Here is a 19,037-nt window from a genome sequence, read left to right on the forward strand (position 1 = left end):
CGAACCCGCGCAACGCCCTGTTCCGAAAGGACCCTAAGCGAATATTCTTCCCCGATTGGCGGCAGCAGGGTAAGGACGGACTTTGTCATCGTTGCGGCGCCATTCCGGCCGGGGTCCGGAAAAGCCGTAGTCTGCCGGACTTCGTGACACCTGCCGGCTCTTTTTGGAGGATCGTGATGGCCCACAAGGTCAAAATCAACGGCGAAACGCGTGAGCTTGACGTGCCCGAGGACATGCCGCTGCTTTGGGCCCTGCGGGGCGAACTGGGCATGGTCGGCACCAAGTTCGGCTGCGGCAAGGGCCTGTGCGGCGCCTGCACCGTGCACGTCGATGGCGTGGCGACCCGGTCCTGCTCTCTCCCGGTCGGCTCGGTCGGCGACAAGGAAGTGACCACCATCGAAGCGCTGGCGGAAACTCCGGTTGGGCGCGCGCTGCAGCAGGCGTGGCTGGACGAAGACGTGATGCAGTGCGGATATTGCCAGGCCGGGCAGCTGATGAACGCGACCGCTCTCCTGAACCGCAATCCCAAGCCCGATACCCGCCAGATCGATGCCGCGATGAGCGGCAATATCTGCCGCTGCGCCTGCTACGGGCGCATCCGCGAAGCCATCGCGCAAGTCGCGGAAAAGGGGACGGCCAATGTCTGAGACAGCCACATCCGTGAAGCTGAACCGTCGCACCCTGCTGAAGGCGGGAGCCGTCGCCGGAGGCGGGTTGTTCCTCAGCGCGACGATGCCGTTCGCCGCGCGCGCGGCGGCCGGTGCCGCTCCCGAGGCCGGAACGCTCAGCGCCTTTGTCACGATCGCGCCGGACAACACGATCACCATCGTCGGTAAGAACCCCGAAATTGGCCAGGGCATCAAGACGATGCTGCCGATGCTGATCGCGGATGAACTCGACGCCGATTGGGACCTCGTCCGGATCGAGCAAGCCGATTTCAATCCCGAGAAGTACGGATTCCAGTTCGCCGGTGGCAGCTTTGCCACCCCGATGAACTGGATCCCGATGCGGCAGGTCGGCGCTTCGGCGCGCCAGATGCTGCTGGAAGCCGCCGCCCATCACTGGGGCACCGCGCCGTCCAGCCTGCGGACCGAAAAGAGCCGGGTGATCGAGCCGGAAACCGGCCGAAGCATCACCTACGGTGAACTCGCGGCTCAGGCCGCGAAATCGTCCGTGCCGGACCCGGAAAAGGTCAGGCTGAAGGACCCGAAGGACTTCACCATCATCGGGCGTGCGATCGGCGGGATCGATTCCCCTCGCATCGTCAAGGGAGAGCCGATCTTCGGCGTCGACACCCAGCTGCCGGGGATGAAGTACGCCGCCTTCGAACGCGCGCCGGTGTTCGGTGCCCGGCTCGTTTCGGCCGATCTTGCTGCCGCCCAGGCCGTGCCGGGGGTGGAGGACGTGTTCGTCCTGAAAGGGGAGGACAATCCCGAAGGCCTGATCGACGGGGTCGCGATCGTCGCGAACAGCTGGTGGACCGCCAACAAGGCGCGTGAGCAGCTGAAGATCGAGTGGGACAACGGCCAATGGGCATCCCATTCCAGCGAGAAGTACGACGCGAAAGCGCGTGAACTGATGCAGGGCTCCCCCGCCAAGACGCTCGCCAGCGACGGCGACGTCGATGCTGCGTTCTCGGGTGCGGCCAAGGTGCTGGAAGCGGAGTATGCTTATCCCTTCCTCGCCCACGTGGCGATGGAGCCGATGAACTGCACCGCGCTGTGCCACGATGACGGCAAAATGGAATTGTGGGCGCCGACTCAGATCCCTCAGAGCGGGCACGGCGGCGTTGCCAAGATGCTGAACCTGCCGCCGGAAAAGGTCATCGTCCACCTCACCCGCATGGGCGGCGGTTTCGGCCGGCGGCTGAGCAACGACTTCATGCACCAGGCAGCCGCGATCGCGGCGAAGAAGCCGGGTACTCCGATCCAGCTTATCTGGAGCCGCGAGGACGACGTGCGGAGCGATTTCTACCGCCCTGCCGGATGGCATCGCCTGCGCGCCGCGCTGGACGATTCCGGAAAGCTCGCCGGGATCGACGGCCACTTCGTCACGTTCGAAACCGGCGGCGAGGTGCCGATGCCGGCATCGATGGACGGCAGCGAGTTTCCGGCGAAGTTCGTGCCGAACATGCGGTACGGCCAGTCCAGCATCGACACGCGGGTGCCGATGGGATCGCTGCGCGCACCGCGTTCCAACGCGATCGCCTTTGTGCTGCAGTCCTTCCTTGACGAAATCGCGCATGAACAGGGCCGCGACTTGCCCGCCCTGATGCTGGAACTGCTTGCAGGCCGCGAAAAGCTGCCCGACGCGAAAACCCCGTTCGGCGTCCAGCCCGGCTTCGATCCGGCCCGGGCCACTGCGGTGATCAACAAGGCTTTGGCAATGTCCGACTGGAAAGCCGGTGCGCCGTCGGGCCGCGGCAAAGGCTTCGGCTTCTACTTCAGCCATCTTGGCTATTTTGCCGAAGTGGTGGAAGCGAGCGTGTCCGCTAAGGGACAAGTCCAGCCGCACCATGTGTGGGCGGCGGGCGACGTCGGCAGCCACATCATCAATCCCCACGGGGCGATGAACCAGGCGCAGGGCGCGATTATCGACGGGCTGGGCCAAGCCATGGCGCTGGCGGTGAACATCGAAGGCGGCGCGGTTTCCCAGTCGAACTTCCACGATTACCAGCTGCCCCGGATCACGATGGTGCCCCGGATCGAGGTGGAGTTCGTGAAGTCCGACAATCCGCCGACCGGGCTGGGCGAACCTGCCCTGCCCCCGGTGATCCCGGCGCTGACCAACGCGATTTTCGCGGCAACCGGCAAGCGGGTCCGCAGCTTGCCAATCGACCGGAGCTTGCTCGGCTAGAAGCGCCTGCGGAACTCGCCGCGTCGTTCGCTAGTAGATTGAGGTAATACACAGATGCGCCCGAATGCCCGTCCGGGCGCATCTCCATACCCGGGAGACAGCGAACAATGCGCGGATTTGTCGATAATATCGAGCGGCTGACAGAGGAGAACGGCGACTTCCGCCGCGTGCTCTACACCGGCCACAATCTTCAGCTGGTTCTGATGGCGATCGATCCGGGTCAGGAAATCGGCGAGGAAGTGCACGACGACCGTGACCAGTTCTTCCGCATCGAAGGCGGCAAGGGTCAGGTCTGGATCGACGATGTCTGTCACGAAGTGAGCGCGGATGACGGCATCATCGTGCCGCAGGGGGCAAAGCACAACGTGGTCTGCACCGGATCGGAGCCGCTGCGGCTCTATACCATCTACGGCCCGCCGGAACACCTCGAAGGAACCGTGCACGCGACCGCCAATGACGCCTCCGCCGATCACGAGCATTTCGACGGGCAAACCACAGAATAACCGACCCGCAAGAATGCGGACAAACAGGCACGGCGGGCGCTCCCCCGCCGCGGGAGCAGGCCATTGACCCTGATAGAGGATTACGCCCTGATCGGCGATTGCGAGACCGCCGCGCTGGTCGGGCGCGACGGCTCGATCGATTGGCTGTGCTGGCCCCGGTTCGACTCCGGCGCGTGCTTTGCCGCCTTGCTCGGCTCTCCCGCCAACGGGCGGTGGCTGATCGCGCCTACGGATGCGAGCCCGCGCGTGACACGCCGGTACCGCGAAGGAACGCTGATCCTTGAGACGGAATTCACTACTGCCACCGGGCGCGTCACCCTGATCGACTTCATGCCGCCGCGCCATTCAGCTTCCGACCTTGTCCGCATCATCGTGGGAGAAGAAGGCCGAGTGGACCTGCGAACCGAGCTGATCCTCCGCTTCGACTACGGATCCGTGGTCCCGTGGGTTACCCGGCTGGGCCCCAACCGGATCCAGGCGACTGCCGGGCCGGATTCGGTGACGCTGGACAGCGATGTCCCGCTGCATGGCGAAGACATGAGGACGGTGGGCGAATTCACAATCGAAGCGGGCCAGACCGTCTCCTTCGTGCTCGCGCATTCCCCTTCCCACCTGCCGGTTCCCGACCGGGTGGACCCGGCCCGCGCCTTGTCCCAGACGGATTACTTCTGGCGCGACTGGTCCAGCCGCTGCACCTACGAGGGCAAGTGGGCCGACGCGGTGCTGCGGTCCCACATCGTGCTGAAGGCGCTGACCTACGCCCCCACCGGCGGGATTGTCGCCGCGCCCACGACTTCGCTTCCCGAATGGATTGGCGGCCCGCGGAACTGGGATTACCGCTATTGCTGGCTTCGGGACGCGACGCTGACGCTGCTGTCACTGATGAATGCGGGCTATTTCGAAGAGGCGCAGCACTGGCGCAAGTGGCTGATGCGCGCGCTGGCTGGCAATCCGGCCGACGCGCAGATCATGTACGGGATCGCCGGGGAACGGCGCTTGCCGGAAATGACGCTGGACTGGCTGCCGGGATATGAGAACTCCCGCCCCGTTCGGATCGGGAACGCCGCTGCCGGGCAGCTCCAGCTCGATGTCTTCGGGGAAGTAATGGATGCGCTCCACCAGGCCCGACAGGCGGACCTGGAAGGCAGCACGGAGAGTTGGGCGCTGGAGCGGTCGCTGATCGACCGGCTCGAAGAGATCTGGTCCCTGCCTGACGAAGGCATTTGGGAAGTGCGAGGTGAACAGCGCCACTTCACCCATTCCAAGGTCATGGCCTGGGTCGCGTTCGACCGGATGATCCGTTCAGCCGAGGAGTTCGGGTTCGAAGGGCCCGTCGGCCGCTGGCGCATGCTGCGGGAAAGAATCCACCAGGACGTATGCGAGAAGGCCTGGAACGAGCAGGTTGGCGCGTTCACCCAGTCCTATGGATCGGACACGCTGGACGCGAGCGTGCTGGTAATGCCGCTGGTCGGGTTCATTTCGCCCGACGATCCCCGGATGCGGGCCACCGTCAGCGCAATCGAGCAGCGGTTGATGAGGGACGGGTTCGTGCTGCGCTACGACAGCGGCAAGACCGATGACGGCCTGCCCGAGGGTGAGGGAGCGTTCCTGGCCTGCAGTTTCTGGCTGGCCGACAACCTGTTCCTGCAAAAGCGGTACGCCGAAGCGGAAGAGCTGTTCGAACGGCTGCTGGCCATCCGCAACGATGTCGGCCTGCTGGCTGAGGAATACGACCCGGCCGCGAAACGGCAGCTGGGCAACTTCCCGCAGGCGTTTTCCCACCTCGCCCTTGCCGAGACTGCGATGAACATGGGATCGCGGCACAAGCCGGTGGAACAGCGCGGGGGTGCCAAACCGCGCTGAGCGGCCGCATCACGGGCAGCGAGTGTGGGACTCCAGCGCGCAGATCGCGCTGTCCTGCTCGATCTGCAGGGTCGTGTGCCCGATGCCGAACCGGTCGCGGATCATTTCGGCGGCGTCGTGCAGGAAACCGTCCCCGGGATTGCCGCCGGGCATCACGAGATGGGCGGTCATTGCGGATTCGGTCGTGCTCATCGCCCACACGTGCAGGTCGTGCACGGCCGCCACTCCCGGCATTTCGGACAAGCGGCGTTCCACTTCGCGCGTGTCGACGTTCGACGGCGCGGCGTTGAGCGACATGGCCACCGCTTCGCTGAGCAGGCCCCAGGTGCTCCACACGATCACCGCCACGATCAGCAGGCTGACGGCGGGATCGATCCACTGCCAGCCGGTATAGCCGATCACCAGCGCGGCAATGACGACTCCGGCCGAAACCGCCGCGTCGGCGGCCATGTGCAGGAAGGCGCCGCGAATGTTGATATCGCCCTTGCGTCCGCGCGCGAACAGCAGCGCCGTTCCGGTGTTGATGGCAATGCCGATGGCGGCAACGACCATCACCGTGCCGCTGGCGATTGGCTGGGGGTCGCTGAAGCGCACGAACGCCTGCCAGGCGATTCCCGCGGCTGCCAGCATCAGGAACAAGCCGTTGAACAGCGCCGCCAGAATCGAGCTGCCGAGCAGTCCGTAGGTGTAGCGGGAGTTCGGGGCCTTCTTGCCCAGCAGGACCGCCGCCCAGGCGACCACCAGCCCGATGACGTCGCTCAGGTTGTGTCCGGCATCGGCCAGCAGGGCGAGCGAGTTGGCGAGGAAACCATAGCTCGCCTCGATCGCGACGAACGCGACGTTGAGCCCGATGCCGACGGCAAACGCCCTGCCGTACGAATCCGGCGCATGGGAATGCGCATGACCGTGGCCATGCCCATGGTGCGCGTGATGATGACCGTGACCCACGAATCCCCCTTCAGGGCCATGTTGCACAATCGGCCTCTCCTGCGCCAGCGCGCAGCTTCGGCTCAAGCCTTCAGAGAAATCGCGCAGGCTATTCGGGGCTGCGTGTCGTTTGCGGCTCCCCGGCACGAGCCACCCGGATTTCGGAGATCAGCCCATCGCGGAGGGTGTAGAACACGAACACCCGCACTTCGACCGATTCCCCAGCCGCCAGCGGCGCGACCACGAAATCGGGGGCGTCCGCCACGGCCGTGAAGCGGCTGGTGGTGTCGACGAAGATCGCATCGTCATCCGCCAGCAGCGTGTGAATCGTCAGGTGCTCCCGCACTTGCTCAAACATCGGGCGGTAGAAACCGACGATTCCCTGCTTGCCTTCGATCAGCGGCAGGTTGGGAAGCTTCAGGATAACGTCGTCGGTGTAGAACGCGGAAAATCGTTCCGCATCCGCGTTGCTGAACGCGGCGGCGTAAGCGAGATAGGCTGCCTTCTGGCTGGCATGGCCGCCGAGCCGGGGCGCCTTGGTCACGCCGTATTCCGGCGGCCATGTCATGGAGTTGAGCGCGGCGACCTTTTCGTCCTTGAGAGTGTAGGTGACGTGGAACTTCACCGTCACCGTATCGCCGGGGTAAAGATGTCCGAACGGGAAATCCGGCCGCTCCTTCACCGCATGGAAATCCATGTCCACGTCGGCGAACAGCACGTCGCCATTCCGGGCGAAGTGCTGCAGCCGCATGACCTCGCGCACCCCGTCGTGCGCCCAGGCCAGGAAGTCCTTCAGTCCCTGCTTGCCGTGATGACGCCGGGTGCCGCCGGTAAAGGTCAGGTCCTCGTGATAGAACCGTTCGACCAGCGTCTCGTCGTCGCCGGAGTTGAAGACCGCAATGTAATCGGCATAGTCGAACGGTTTCGTCATCAGAGCGCCACCGTCACCGCTTTCAGCTCGGTATAGGCTTCAACGCCTGCCCGGCCGTTCTCGCGGCCCCAGCCTGATGCCTTGTACCCGCCCAGCGGCAGCGATGGATCGACGCCCGCGCCGCCATTGATCCGCACGGTGCCGGCCTGCAGCCGCTTCGTCAGCTTGAGCGCGTTGGAGATGTCCCGCGTCCAGATGGCGGAGGACAAGCCGTATTCGCTGGCATTGGCTTGTTCCGCAATCGCGTCGATCTCGCCATCGCCGAAGCGCATCGCACACAGCACGGGACCGAAGATTTCTTCCTCCACAACCTTCATGCCTGAAGCCGTGCCGGTGAGGACCGTCGGCTGGACGAAGTAGCCCTCGCCGTCGATCCGCTGCCCGCCTGCCGCCACGGTGGCGCCTTCGCCGGCGCCGCTTTCAATGTAGCCGAGCACGCGCTCCAGCTGCTTCTCGCTGACGAGCGGCCCCATCTCGGTTCCGGGGGCGAGCCCGGCGCCGACCTTCAGCGACCGGGCGCGTTCGGCAATGCCTTCGATCACGCGGTCGGCGATTGCCTCATGCACGAACAGGCGCGATCCGGCGGCGCAGACTTGCCCCGAATTCCCGAAAATCCCCATCGCCGCGGCTGGGATTGCCTTGTCGAGATCGGCGTCGGCGAAGATCACCACCGGCGACTTGCCGCCCAGTTCCAGCGACACGCGCTTGAGGTTGCCGGTCGACGCATGGACGATCGACTTGCCGACCGACGTGGAGCCGGTGAACGAGATCTTGTCCACGTCCTTGTGTTCGGCCAGCGCCGCTCCGGCCGTTGCGCCGAAGCCGGTGACGATGTTGACCACGCCCGCCGGAAAGCCCGCTTCCTGCACCAGTTCCGCCAGGATCACCGCGGTCAGCGGCGTCTGTTCAGCTGGCTTGAGCACCACGGTGCAGCCGGCAGACAGCGCCGGGGCGATCTTCGACACGGCCATAACGAAGGGGAAGTTCCACGGCACAATCGAGCCGACGACGCCGACCGGTTCACGCAAAGTGAAGGCGTGCCATTCACCGGGAGCGGAGGGGGTCAGCGTCTCGCCTGCGAGTTTCGTCGCCCATCCTGCGTTGTAGCGCAGCTGTCCGGCCGCCCCCATCACCCCGGCGAACTTCGCCATCATGAAGGGCATTCCGTTGTCGAGCGTTTCCGTGAGGGCGATCCGCTCCCCTTCCCGCTCGATCAGGCTGGCCAGCTTCAGCAGCATGTCCGCCCGGGTGGCGGGCGGGGTTGCGGCCCATTTCGGGAAAGCGGCGCGGGCGGCCTTTACCGCCCGGTCGATATCCTCCGCCGCGCCGGAAGCAGCGCTGGCGAACGTTTCGCCGGTCGCCGGATCGGTCACGTCGAAGGTCTCGCCGCTGGCGGCGGCTACGAATTCGCCATCGATGAACAGCTTGCGCGCCTTGGATTCAAGCTCGCTGCGCAGGGAGTTCAGCGTATCGGGGGAAAACGGTGCGGTCATGTCGTGGCCTTTCGGTTGGCGATGGCGTTCTGCCGCTTCACGCGGCGCGGTCCTTGCGGACCGGGATCTCCTCGGGAGGAAGCGAGCGGCCAAGGATCAGGTCGGCGGCGCGTTCCGCGACCATGATCGTCGGCCCGTTGGTGTTGCCGCCCGGCACGGTCGGCATGACGGACGCATCCACCACGCGCAGCCCCTCAATCCCCCGCACGCGCAACTGGGGATCGCAGACGCTGTCGGGATTGCCGCCCATTGCGCAGGTGCCGACCGGGTGTTGGGTGACCCCGGCGTTGGCGCGGATGAATTCGTCCAGTTCGTCCGCTTCCGTCAGATCGGCGCCGGGCAGGATTTCCCGCCCGGTCAGATCGGCTTGCGGCGGGGTGCTGTAGATCTTGCGGACAATCTCGATCCCCCGGCGCGCGGTTTCGAAATCGGCTGCATCGGAAAAGATGTTGAGCGTTATTGAGGGCAAGTCCTTCGGATCGGCGGACTTCAGCTTGACCCAGCCGTGGCTGCGCGGGTGGAGCAGGATGACGTCCGCGGTCATCCGGTGCTCCTGCCGTTCGCCGACGCCAGGGACCCATATCTTCGCGTCCATCCGCACCGGGTTGGACCAGACCTGGATATCCGGTTGGGCCAGGTCCGGCCGGGTCTTCAGGATCGGATTGCAGCTGTTCACCTGCGTGGCAAATACGCCCTTGCCGGTCAGCGCCCAGCGAAGGACGGACAGCGCAACCTTGTCGAAGCGAAGCTGGTTAAGGAAACTTTCCGGTTTCGCCATCGCGAAATGGACCGGAACCCGCGGGTGTTCCTGCAGGTTGCGCCCGACCATCGGCGCGTCGAGCACCGGATCGATCCCCACGTCGCGCAAATGCTCCGCCGGGCCGATGCCGGACAGCATCAGCAACTGCGGCGAGTTATAGCTGCCGCCGGACAGGATCACCTCGCGCCGGGCACCAAAGTAGCGGACCTCGCCCTCCCGCTCCACTTCCACGCCCACGGCCTGGCGGTTCTCGATCAGGACGCGGCGCGTCATCGCCCGGGTGATCACCGTCAGGTTCGGGCGGGACAAGACGGGCGCGAGATAGGCGCGGGCGGTGCTGGCCCGGCGACCTTTTTCGTCAATCGTCAGCTCACCCCGGGCAAAGCCTTCCTCCACTTCTGCGTGAAGATCTTCGGTGGTGTCGAACCCGGCCGCCTTGGCCGTGCGCATCAGCGGTTCGTGCAGGAGGTGATCGGTCTGGATCGGCTGGACCGCCAGCGGGCCGCTGTCGCCGTGATACGGCCCCGCCCCGCGCCAGCTGCGCTCCATCTTCTTGAAATAGGGCAAGACGTCGGAATAGGACCAGCCTTCGCAGCCCATCTGCCGCCAGGTGTCGAAGTCCAGACTGTGCCCGCGCATGAAGAACATGCCGTTGACGGAGGACGATCCGCCCAGCATCCGCCCGCGCGGAACCGACAGGCGGAGTCCGCCCAGATGCGGTTCCGGCTCCGTCATCATCGGCCAGGTGAAATCCGGGTTCATGAACGCGCGCATGAAGCCCAGCGGCATGGAGACCAGCCAGTGCTTGTCGCTGCCGCCTGCTTCCAGCAGCAGGACGCGCTTGTCCGGGTCCGCGCTCAGCCGATTGGCAAGTACGCAGCCGGCGGAACCGGCGCCGACGATGATGTAATCGTAGATTGCCGGATCAGAAATGAGAGCCTCCGCACGTTTCGCCGCGCCGGCTGCCGTGTCCAGGTCGGTCATGCCATCCCCTTTTCGCCGGCGACTGGCTGTTCTTTGATCGCCTGCAGATGTCCTATCCCGCCACCGGACAGTGTCAATCACCGATCCGCCTCACCCCCATCGCCGCTTGCGCCCGAAGGCTTGAACGGAAATAGTGCGCAAAACAGCGTAACGCGGAAGAGGGTAAGGCCGACATGGCGGATTCGTTCGATTACATCATCGTGGGCGCCGGTTCCGCCGGCTGCGTCATCGCTAACCGGCTGACGGAAGACCCGTCGGTTTCGGTCCTGCTGCTGGAAGCGGGGGGTGAGGACAAGCAGTTCTTCTACCGGCTCGCCCTGGGGTTCCACAGCTGGCGCTATCCCGAAACTAACTGGGATTACGAGACAGAGCCGGAACCGCACCTGGGCGGCAGGCGCATCGGCTTGCCGCGTGGGAAGGTGCTGGGGGGATCCTCCACCATCAACGCCATGCTCTATTCGCGCGGGCACCCGGGCGATTACGACTTATGGCGCCAGATGGGCTGCACCGGATGGGGTTTTGAGGATGTCCTGCCCTACTTCCGGCGCGCGGAGACCAACTGGCGCGGGGAGACGGACTACCACGGCGGCTCCGGCCCCCTGCAGGTCAGCCGCGTGCCAACGGAGCGGTTCCTGGGCAAACCGGTGATCGAGGCAGCGCGCCGCCTGGGCTATCCGATCACCGACGATCACCATGGCGAACAGCCGGAAGGCTTCGGCGGCGGGGATACGACCACGGACGCGCGCGGGCGGCGGTCCAGCGCCTCGCGCGCTTACCTGGATCCGGTCCGTTCCCGCCCCAACCTCACGATTATCACCCGGGCGATGGCTCGCCGCATCCTGATGCAGAACCGCCGGGCCGTGGGCGTGGAAGTGGAGCGGGACGGAGAAGTCCGCTACTTCGGCGCCCGGCGGGAGGTGATCCTGTCCGGCGGCGTCTACAACTCGCCCCAATTGCTGATGCTATCAGGCATCGGCCCGGCGGAACACTTGCGCGAGATGGGGATCGAGCCGGTGGCCGACCTCCCCGGGGTGGGCCGCAACCTGTCGGAGCACGCCGGCTTCTGGTCGCAGTATGCGACGAAGGAAAACGTTACCCTGCTCAATGAGCTGAGGGCCGACAAGCTGGCGCTTTCGTTCGCCCGCTGGCTGGTGTTCGGAACCGGGGTGATGGCATCCCAGTGCAACAGCTGCCACGCCGAAATCCGCACGCAGGAAGACGTCGCCCAGCCCGACATCCAGATCTACTTCAACCCCGTGCGCGCCGACGCCAAACCGTGGTTCCCCGGGATTGGAGAACGGCAGGAACACCGCCTGACCGCCGTTACCTGCCTGCTCCAGCCGCGCAGCCGCGGCTGGGTGAAACTGCGGTCCGCCGATCCGAAGGACAAGGTGCGGATCACCCTGAACCTGATGGCCGACCAGTGGGATGTGGATACGCTGGTCCGCGGCGTTGAACGCGTGCGGGAACTCTACGCCACGCCGCCACTATCCGATCTTGTCGCACGCGAACTGATGCCTGGGCCGGATGTCCGCTCCCGCGACGAGATCGAGGCCTGGTTGCGTGAGACGCTGATCACCACGCACCATTCTGTCGGCACGTGCGCAATGGGCATCGGAGAAGAAGCGGTGGTCGATCCGCAACTGCGCGTTCGGGGGATCGAGGGCCTGCGGGTGTGCGATGCCTCGATCATGCCGACCGTGCCTGGCGGCAACACCAACGCCCCTTCGATCATGGTCGGCGAGAAGGCGGCGGACCTGATCCGCGGCCAGTCCCTCCCCGCGGCAGACATCGACAGGCGCGAAGCGGCCTGAGCGAACTTAAGGGGACAGGGTCCGCACGCGGGCCTTGTCCCCTTCCGCAAGCGGTGTTTTTCTTGGCCGGTCGTCACAAACCGGTCACATCGCGGCGGCACTTCGTCCTGGTATGAGGGGCGAACCGATGAACCGCGTTACCATCTTCCTGACCAATCCAGCCGCATCCGATTTCGAAGACTACGCCAACGGGGAAAGCCTCTACCGTTTCGAACGGATCGGACCCGAAGGACCGGATCATACGGTGAGTGGACCGGTGCCGATCTTCATCGATTGGGTGCTGCCGGAGTTGTCGGGACTGGAAATGTGCCGCCGCCTTCGTGCGGACCCGGCGCTGCGCGATGCGCACATCACCCTAGTTCTGGACTTCGACGATCTGGACGATCGCCGCCGGGCGATCCGCGCCGGAGCGGACGATTACCTGATCGGCCCGCTGGAGCGCAGAACCGTGCTCGACCGGGTGATGGCGCTGCGCCCCAACCGCCCTTGCGCCAACCGCCACGTGGTGGGCGTCTCCAGCCTCGTGGTCGATCTTACGGCCGAACAGGCCCAGTGGAACGGTACGCCGCTGCAGATCCGCCCGAATGAGCTGCGGCTGCTGTGCTTCTTCACCGAAAACCCGAACCGGGTCTTCTCCCGCCAGGAACTGATCGAGGCGCTGGGCAAGGACAAGTCCCCGGTCGACGAACGGACCGTCGATGTGTGGGTCAAGCGGCTGCGCATGGGGCTGAAGCAGGCCGGCGCGCGGCACTTGCTGCGCACGGTCCGCACGCGCGGCTATGTGCTGGATGCCCCTCGCGCGATGCACTGATCGCAGCGGTTACCTTGGTTGAAACAAGAAAGGCCCGACTCTCGCATGAGAGCCGGGCCTTTCTGCTCAGGGCTCCTTCTCTTTAGAAGGCGACCGAAGCCGACAGCCCGACCTTGGTTCCGACGTCGTACGTGTTGACGTCCACCCGGTTGCTACCGACCTGCTGATATTCCTCGTGCCTGCGGCCGAAGATGTTGCGCACTTCGAACTTCCATTCCGTGGTCAGGCCGAACAGGTCGACGCCCTGCCGCGCGACGAAATCGACCCGCAGGCCGGGTTGCTCGATGATGTCCGGCTGCCCGGTATTCACCAGGCCGCGGCTCGTCACGCGCTCACTGGCGTAGCTGATGAGGAACGTCTGCTGCGACAGGCGGTCCAGGTCTTCCAGGCCGATCTGCACGTTGACGATATGATCCGATTGCCCGGTAAGCGAAGCGCCGTCGCGGAAGAAGTCCGTCGCGTTGGTGGAAGACGCGGCGAACACCGCTACCGTATCGTCTTCATCAACGTTCAGGCTGGACTTGGTATACGTGTAGTTGCCGATCAGCAGCAGCTGGCGCGTATCGAACATCCCGCCGAAGGACTGCAGGTCGAAGTTCTTCTGCACTTCGACTTCCGCACCGTAGAGCGTGGCCTCGGGCGCGTTGGCGAAGCTGGTTATGAACCGCTCGCTCGCAACAAAGGTTTCGATCGGGTTGTCGATCTTCTTGTAGAACCCGGCGAGGGAGAACCGCTGGTTCCGGCCGAAATACCATTCGTACCGCGCTTCGGCGTTGGTCAGCTGGCTGTCCACCAGCAGCGGATTGCCGCGGAACATCCGGTTGGAATCCGGATCGAAGTAGAACTGGTAGATCAGTTCGCGGAACTGCGGCCGGGCCAGCGTCTTGGACGCATTCAGGCGCACCTGCATCTCCGGCATGAACTGCCAGGTCAGCGTGGCTGCCGGCAGCCAGTAATCGCGATTGAGGTTGGTTTCCGCCAGCGACGCACCGGGGGTGTTGAACACCTGGATCGGCGTGACCGTTTGCTCGGCGGTTTCGTAGCGCACACCGGCATCAAGCTGCAGCGTGTCGGTCAGCTGGGCATCGATCTTGCCGTACCCGGCATGGTTGAGCAGCCGGGCGCGGAAAGCCGGGTTGCCTTCGTTCGTCTCGATGAAGCTGACGTTGAAGTAATCGATCACCGTGGGCTGGAGCAGGAGATCGGGCCGGAACATGCCGACGGCCGGCGGGAAGTCGCTCGGCGCCTGGAACTGGAAGTCGCGGCGCGAGCTGGTCCGGTCGGTATCGGCATAATAGTATCCGGTGACGAACAGCAGTTCCGGCGTGAGCCGGTAGCCGACGTCGATTCCGCCGGTCCACAGGTTCTCGTTGAGATCGGAGAAGCTGACCGTAGCGTCGCCGCCGTTGCCGTTGTTCAGCCGGTTCACGAAATAGCCGCCGTACGGATCCGCATCCACGTTGGTCCGGACGTATTCGAACGACAGCTCATACGGTGCCTCGCGCTGCGAGTTCGCGTAGGCGCCGCGCAGGTCGACCGTCAGGTCGGGCAGCGGCCGCAACTCGGCGACCAGTTGGGAGTCGATCAGCTGACGTTCGAACCACGCGGTGTCCTGCTGCAGGAAGTCCGTGATCTCATTCGCGTTGCGCTTGCCCACGGCGTAGCGCGAGTTCTTCAGCGTGTCCCGGATGTAGAGGTTGGTCCAGCGCACGGTATTCTCGCCAAACTCAAACCCGAGACCCAGCATTCCGTTGGCGACGATGCGGTTATCGGTCGTCAGGCGGCGCATGTCGGTTTCGAGGATCGACAAGTCAGCCTGAAGCGATGTCTGGTTGATCGTATCGCGCGTGACCCAGGTATTGCTGTAACCCGCCGCGGCGATCACGCCCAGCGTGGCAGCCCCGGCATCGAACGATTGCCCGGCCGAAAAGTTGGCGGCGAAGTTCGGCGGCAAGGCACCGATCCGCTGCAGCACCGCATTGCGGCCGTTAACGATCTGCGAAGCGATCGGCGTGGTGTCCACCGTGCCCGAACTGATCCGGTCCCCGCTGGCGAAGAACGCCTCCAGCGCGGGCGGCAAGTCGCGCTGGCCGTTGTCAAACCCGGTCCAGTCGGTGCCGCTGCCGTAATAGGTGTAGCCGAAGTGGCCGGTTGTTTCCGAATCCACGGACAAGCCGGCGCCAATGGTAAGAAAGCCTTCGTCCGGCGTCGACCGGGTCGTCAGGTTGATGACGCCGCCGCCAAATTCGCCCGGAAAGTTCACCGAGTAGCTTTTCTGGACCAGCGAAGACGCGATGATGCCGCTGGGGAACAAGTCCAGCGGAACGACTCGCTTGAGCGGCTCCGGGCTCGGCAACGGGGATCCGTTCAGCAGAGCGAGGGAATAACGATCCCCAAGGCCGCGAACGTAGACGAAGCCGCTGCCTACGACGCTGAGGCCGGTCACGCGTTGCAGCGCACCCGCGATGTTGCCTTCACCGGTGCGGGCGATTTCGGCGGTCGAGAGAACCGAGACGACCTGCGTGGCCGCACGCTCGATATTCGCGTTGCGCCGTCCGGTCACGACGATTTCCGATCCGGGAATCGAGATTTCCGGCGTTTCGTCCTCGGCACCGACCGGGGGCGTGGGCGGGATGGCCGCAACTGCTCCACCGGTGGCCACACCGTCGGTCGCCTGGGCGTGCGCCAGCGCGGGTGTGACGAAAGCAGTGGTAAGCAGCAGCAGGCTGACGAGCCGCGGCGTGTTCATTTCAAGGTCCCCCTCGGACAAAAAACTGAAGCTCTTGCAGTGAGGGGGCAGCCGTTGCCGGCCGCCCCCCGTGTTCGCGGAAAGCGACCGATCAGGTGGTCGGCAGCGAAGTGCAGCTGTTGCCGGATGCGAAGTTCGCAGCCTGGCTGTCGCACGTCCAGCCGCGATACCAGGTATCGTTGCCGTCCCTGACCGCGCCAATGTACGTCGTCGTGTCAAAGAAGGCGGACAGCGTCTTCGGATCGAACGCGGCCACGGCGGCCTCGTTGGCTCCGTTGACGAACAAGCCCGTCAGCGTCGACGTGTAGGCGTCGTTGTTGTTCTGACCTTCGTTGAACTCCGCCGCCACTTGTGCAGGCGTGTAGCTGCCGGTGCCGATGAACTTGGTGGAGTTGCAGGCCAGCACCACCGAGTTGGCCGTCAGGGTAACCGGCTGGGTACCCGTTCCGTGCATCCGCAGGCATTCGTTGTTCGGGGCGTAGATGATCCCGTTCACCCACGTCATGTCGGTGTTGCCCCGCAGCAGGACGGCAGCCTGGTCATTGCTTTCGTTGTTGCTGCTGACTTCCGTCTGGATCGCGGTGAAGTTGGCGATCTTGCTCGTCTGCCGCGGCGTGTCGCTTTCAAAGCCGTTGCTGTCGATTTCCATCAGCGCATCGCCCCGGCCTGCACGCTGGAGCAGCAGCACGTACTGCAGGTTGGCCTGCACGCCGGTGTCCATGTCGAGGCTGTCGTCATCCGCGCCGACCGAGATATAGTGCTTGAAGTTGACGTTGCCGCCGAAGAATTCAGCGCCGTCGTCCGAGCTGTTGTAGCTCTGGTAGTAATCGAGCTGAGTGCCGCTGCCGACGCCTTCCAGCGTCAGGGACTGGAGTTCGGAGTTCGAACCGAGGACATAGCCCGAGTAGCGGATCTGGACGTACTTCATCACGCCGCTGCTGTCGGCCGGATCGTTGCCGCCGAAGACCGCCGGGTCCGCTGCGCCTTCGGTCTGGCGTTCGCACGTCTGGTTGGCGACGGAGCCGCTGGTGCAGTCCGTGATCGGCGCGCGGCCCATCAGCACCACGCCGCCCCACTGCCCTTGCGAGGTTTCGGTATTCAGGCCGAGCACGTTGTCGCGGCTGGTGAAGATGATCGGCTGGGTCGCGGTGCCAACGGCGTTGATCTGGTTGCCGCGGTTGACGGCCAGCCAGGACACGCCGGTGCCGCCGTAAAGGATGACGCCCGGCTCGATGGTCAGGGTTACGTCGGTGTCAGATGACGAGGCGGCAAACCCGCCGTCGGTGCCGACGTCCACGCGGCCCGGGATCTGGTAGAGCAGCCCGGGGACCTTCGTCAGGGTGATCGATTCATTGATGCGCGAGGGCAGGCTGCAGACGCGCCAGCTACCCGTCGGGCCCGTGATCGTGCCGGCGTCGATCAGACCCTGCGGGTCGGAGATCGTGGGACAGCCGGACGCCGGCGTCACGGTGCCGCCGTCCGTCGGAGTCGGCGTGGGTGCGGGCGTGGGAGCCGGGTTGTTGATCGTGATGTTGCCGCCCGTACCGGGCGAAGCAATGTCATCCGGCCCGCAAGCGGCAAGTGCCACAATGCTGGTGCCGAGGATGAGCGAGCGGGTGATTAGTTTCACTGCGAAGTCCCCCATGAGAATCGAGAGTGCGAATTCGTGGTCGCAACTCGCGAGCTAGGCGGGGGAAGTGACAGTTTAGTGGCAAATAAATGATTTGTTCACGTGACTATTAAATGACCGAATTGTGACATTTATGACAAGCAGTAGCGAAAGTTGAATGAATCTCGGGAATCAGGAGGCCGCCTTTCCCGCATCGTGTTTGTTACGTCTTGATGACGGTCTTACATTTTTGTTTCACTTTCCCGAAAAAAGGTGCAGAATTTCTCCATAAACAAACGATTAGGAGAGAAGATCATGGCTGTAGCTTTCGTCTGCGCCGTCCTGTGCACCGCCCTTGCCCCGCCCATGCCGGTCGCGACCGAGCAAGCCGCGGCGCAGGGGCTGGATGTCGCCTTTGAAGAGATGGCACAGGACCGCACGGAAACCGCGATTGCGCGCCTGGAAGGCGCTGCAGAGCCTCACGCGTCCGAACCGGCCCTGCTGATCAATCTCGGCACCGCCTATGCCCGGGAAGGCCGGACCCTCGATGCAGAAAGGATGTATCGCGCCGCGATCACCAGCGAGAAGCGGTACGATGTCGAGCTGGCGGATGGCCGATGGGTCGATTCGCGCTCGGCCGCCAAGCTTGCCCTGGAGCACCTCGACCGGGCGAAAGAATTCGCCATGCGCTGATCGATGCTCCTTTAATAACAACTGACAGGAGAACCCGCGCGGCTTGACGGCGACGCGGGTTTTCTGTCGCCGGTTGTCACGCATTTGTCATTTGCGACCGGCAGAGGCCGGGGGAGCAGGAGGGCTCCCGATGATTCTCGCCGTGACAAGACAAGCTGCCGCCATCGCGCTGGCCGCCTGCCTTTGCGCCCCGGCCCAAGCGGATGTCCTGGAAGTGGGCGCCGGCGCGGCGCGCTGGGTCTCGGGCCCGCTGACGCATGAATCCGCACCGGCTGAAGCTGCATGGACCGACATTCCCGTTCCGGAAGAAGCGATTGTCGACCCCGGCCTCAGCGGATCGCGGGTTCCGGCGGCCTATGCCGCCCGGGTGACGGAGCTTGCCGCCCGTTACGATCTCAGCCCCGCCTTGATAGAAGCGCTAGTGTGGCAGGAAAGCCGCTGGCGCGCCGACGCCGTATCGCCAGTCGGCGCACGGGGCCTGGCCCAGCTGATGCCGGGCACGGCGCGCGAGCTTGGCGTCGACCCGAACGATCCCTTCGCCAATCTTGAAGGCGGCGCGCGCTACCTGCGCGCACAGATCGACCGCTTCGGCGGCGACCTGGAGAAGGCGCTGGCCGCCTACAACGCAGGCCCGGCGCGCGTGATGCGTGCAGGAGGCATCCCGCGCATCCGTGAAACCCAGATCTATGTCGCCTCCGTGCTGGGGCGGCTGACCAATCACACCCGGAAGGACTGAAGCAATGCGTTTGTATTCCCGCTTGGCCGCGCTTTTCGCGCTGCTCATCCCCGCCGCTGCGCACGCGCAATCGGCCGACCCGCAGGGATCCGGTCCGATTGTCGCGGCGCTCGGCTGGATGCAGGGCACCCTGCTTGGCAACGTCGCCACCGCCGTCGCCGTCATGGCCGTGGCCGCGGTCGGCTTCATGATGCTGACCGGACGGATGAACTGGCGCTTCGGCGCGACCGTGATCGTCGGCTGCTTCGTGCTGTTCGGCGCCGGATCGATTGTGACGGGCATTCAGTCGGCCGCGGCGGTCGGTTGAG

The 19,037-nt window shown here is 64.8% G+C and carries 15 protein-coding genes; 9 read left to right on the forward strand and 6 right to left on the reverse strand.

What is annotated here, in order from left to right; translation table 11 throughout:
- Positions 1-176 precede the first annotated feature (176 nt).
- From ELY13_RS09545 to ELY13_RS09560, 4 genes are all read left to right on the forward strand, one after another.
- Positions 177-647, forward strand: coding sequence for a (2Fe-2S)-binding protein (locus tag ELY13_RS09545; RefSeq protein WP_126173690.1), 471 nt, complete (start codon positions 177-179; stop codon positions 645-647).
- The gene (locus ELY13_RS09550) at positions 640-2,856 is read left to right on the forward strand and encodes a xanthine dehydrogenase family protein molybdopterin-binding subunit (RefSeq protein ID WP_126173691.1); all 2,217 of its coding nucleotides are present in this window, start codon (positions 640-642) and stop codon (positions 2,854-2,856) included. Before ELY13_RS09545 ends, ELY13_RS09550 begins: the two co-directional genes overlap by 8 nt.
- A gap of 107 nt (positions 2,857-2,963) precedes the next feature.
- Positions 2,964-3,359: a cupin domain-containing protein gene (locus tag ELY13_RS09555; protein ID WP_126173692.1), complete on the forward strand. Its 396-nt coding sequence runs from the start codon at positions 2,964-2,966 to the stop codon at positions 3,357-3,359.
- Between the two features lie 63 nt (positions 3,360-3,422).
- Complete coding sequence (locus ELY13_RS09560; RefSeq protein ID WP_126173693.1) at positions 3,423-5,222, forward strand: glycoside hydrolase family 15 protein; 1,800 nt, start codon at positions 3,423-3,425, stop codon at positions 5,220-5,222.
- 9 nt (positions 5,223-5,231) lie between these two features.
- Here the strand turns inward: ELY13_RS09560 and ELY13_RS09565 are convergent, their stop codons facing one another.
- From ELY13_RS09565 to ELY13_RS09580, 4 genes are all read right to left on the reverse strand, one after another.
- Positions 5,232-6,197: a cation diffusion facilitator family transporter gene (locus tag ELY13_RS09565; protein WP_241233623.1), complete on the reverse strand. Its 966-nt coding sequence runs from the start codon at positions 6,195-6,197 to the stop codon at positions 5,232-5,234.
- 61 nt (positions 6,198-6,258) lie between these two features.
- On the reverse strand, positions 6,259-7,080 hold the full coding sequence (locus tag ELY13_RS09570) for a nuclear transport factor 2 family protein (RefSeq protein ID WP_126173695.1): 822 nt from the start codon (positions 7,078-7,080) through the stop codon (positions 6,259-6,261).
- On the reverse strand, positions 7,080-8,573 hold the full coding sequence (locus tag ELY13_RS09575) for an aldehyde dehydrogenase family protein (protein WP_126173696.1): 1,494 nt from the start codon (positions 8,571-8,573) through the stop codon (positions 7,080-7,082). Before ELY13_RS09575 ends, ELY13_RS09570 begins: the two co-directional genes overlap by 1 nt.
- A gap of 37 nt (positions 8,574-8,610) precedes the next feature.
- The gene (locus ELY13_RS09580) at positions 8,611-10,317 is read right to left on the reverse strand and encodes a GMC family oxidoreductase (RefSeq protein ID WP_126173697.1); all 1,707 of its coding nucleotides are present in this window, start codon (positions 10,315-10,317) and stop codon (positions 8,611-8,613) included.
- Positions 10,318-10,490: 173 nt separating this feature from the next.
- Here ELY13_RS09580 and ELY13_RS09585 point away from each other — a divergent pair, with 173 nt between their 5' ends.
- Both ELY13_RS09585 and ELY13_RS09590 read left to right on the forward strand, forming a co-directional pair.
- On the forward strand, positions 10,491-12,131 hold the full coding sequence (locus ELY13_RS09585) for a GMC family oxidoreductase (RefSeq protein WP_126173698.1): 1,641 nt from the start codon (positions 10,491-10,493) through the stop codon (positions 12,129-12,131).
- A gap of 127 nt (positions 12,132-12,258) precedes the next feature.
- Positions 12,259-12,942 carry a response regulator transcription factor gene (locus ELY13_RS09590; RefSeq protein ID WP_126173699.1) on the forward strand — a complete coding sequence of 228 codons (684 nt, stop codon included), beginning with the start codon at positions 12,259-12,261 and terminating at the stop codon, positions 12,940-12,942.
- A gap of 82 nt (positions 12,943-13,024) precedes the next feature.
- On the opposite strand, the gene ELY13_RS09595 is transcribed toward ELY13_RS09590, so the two are convergent.
- Together ELY13_RS09595 and ELY13_RS09600 are read right to left on the reverse strand one after the other, a co-directional pair.
- A complete protein-coding gene (locus ELY13_RS09595; protein ID WP_126173700.1) occupies positions 13,025-15,691 on the reverse strand; it encodes a TonB-dependent receptor domain-containing protein in 2,667 nt (888 codons plus the stop codon).
- A gap of 91 nt (positions 15,692-15,782) precedes the next feature.
- Positions 15,783-17,336, reverse strand: coding sequence for a hypothetical protein (locus tag ELY13_RS09600; RefSeq protein ID WP_126173701.1), 1,554 nt, complete (start codon positions 17,334-17,336; stop codon positions 15,783-15,785).
- Positions 17,337-17,615: 279 nt separating this feature from the next.
- Here ELY13_RS09600 and ELY13_RS09605 point away from each other — a divergent pair, with 279 nt between their 5' ends.
- The 3 genes from ELY13_RS09605 to ELY13_RS09615 all read left to right on the forward strand — a co-directional run bounded on the left by ELY13_RS09605 (position 17,616) and on the right by ELY13_RS09615 (position 19,036).
- A complete protein-coding gene (locus tag ELY13_RS09605) occupies positions 17,616-17,993 on the forward strand; it encodes a hypothetical protein (protein WP_126173702.1) in 378 nt (125 codons plus the stop codon).
- A 130-nt stretch (positions 17,994-18,123) separates the two neighbouring features.
- Entirely contained in the window at positions 18,124-18,729 is a 606-nt protein-coding gene (locus tag ELY13_RS09610) for a lytic transglycosylase domain-containing protein (RefSeq protein ID WP_126173703.1), read from the forward strand.
- 4 nt (positions 18,730-18,733) lie between these two features.
- The gene (locus tag ELY13_RS09615) at positions 18,734-19,036 is read left to right on the forward strand and encodes a TrbC/VirB2 family type IV secretion system protein (RefSeq protein ID WP_126173704.1); all 303 of its coding nucleotides are present in this window, start codon (positions 18,734-18,736) and stop codon (positions 19,034-19,036) included.
- Position 19,037 lies beyond the last annotated feature (1 nt).

The sequence above is a fragment of the Altericroceibacterium xinjiangense genome, assembly GCF_003958635.1.
GTDB classification, from domain to species: Bacteria; Pseudomonadota; Alphaproteobacteria; order Sphingomonadales; family Sphingomonadaceae; genus Altericroceibacterium_A; species Altericroceibacterium_A xinjiangense.

What these genes read in the sequence shown, in the direction of transcription:
- ELY13_RS09545 (WP_126173690.1), top strand. Translation starts at nt 177, where the DNA reads ATGGCCCACAAGGTCAAAATCAACGGCGAAACGCGTGAGCTTGACGTG.
- ELY13_RS09550 (WP_126173691.1), top strand. Translation starts at nt 640, where the DNA reads ATGTCTGAGACAGCCACATCCGTGAAGCTGAACCGTCGCACCCTGCTG.
- ELY13_RS09555 (WP_126173692.1), top strand. Translation starts at nt 2,964, where the DNA reads ATGCGCGGATTTGTCGATAATATCGAGCGGCTGACAGAGGAGAACGGC.
- ELY13_RS09570 (WP_126173695.1), bottom strand. Translation starts at nt 7,080, where the DNA reads ATGACGAAACCGTTCGACTATGCCGATTACATTGCGGTCTTCAACTCC.
- ELY13_RS09575 (WP_126173696.1), bottom strand. Translation starts at nt 8,573, where the DNA reads ATGACCGCACCGTTTTCCCCCGATACGCTGAACTCCCTGCGCAGCGAG.
- ELY13_RS09580 (WP_126173697.1), bottom strand. Translation starts at nt 10,317, where the DNA reads ATGACCGACCTGGACACGGCAGCCGGCGCGGCGAAACGTGCGGAGGCT.
- ELY13_RS09585 (WP_126173698.1), top strand. Translation starts at nt 10,491, where the DNA reads ATGGCGGATTCGTTCGATTACATCATCGTGGGCGCCGGTTCCGCCGGC.
- ELY13_RS09590 (WP_126173699.1), top strand. Translation starts at nt 12,259, where the DNA reads ATGAACCGCGTTACCATCTTCCTGACCAATCCAGCCGCATCCGATTTC.
- ELY13_RS09595 (WP_126173700.1), bottom strand. Translation starts at nt 15,691, where the DNA reads ATGAACACGCCGCGGCTCGTCAGCCTGCTGCTGCTTACCACTGCTTTC.
- ELY13_RS09600 (WP_126173701.1), bottom strand. Translation starts at nt 17,336, where the DNA reads ATGGGGGACTTCGCAGTGAAACTAATCACCCGCTCGCTCATCCTCGGC.
- ELY13_RS09605 (WP_126173702.1), top strand. Translation starts at nt 17,616, where the DNA reads ATGGCTGTAGCTTTCGTCTGCGCCGTCCTGTGCACCGCCCTTGCCCCG.
- ELY13_RS09610 (WP_126173703.1), top strand. Translation starts at nt 18,124, where the DNA reads ATGATTCTCGCCGTGACAAGACAAGCTGCCGCCATCGCGCTGGCCGCC.
- ELY13_RS09615 (WP_126173704.1), top strand. Translation starts at nt 18,734, where the DNA reads ATGCGTTTGTATTCCCGCTTGGCCGCGCTTTTCGCGCTGCTCATCCCC.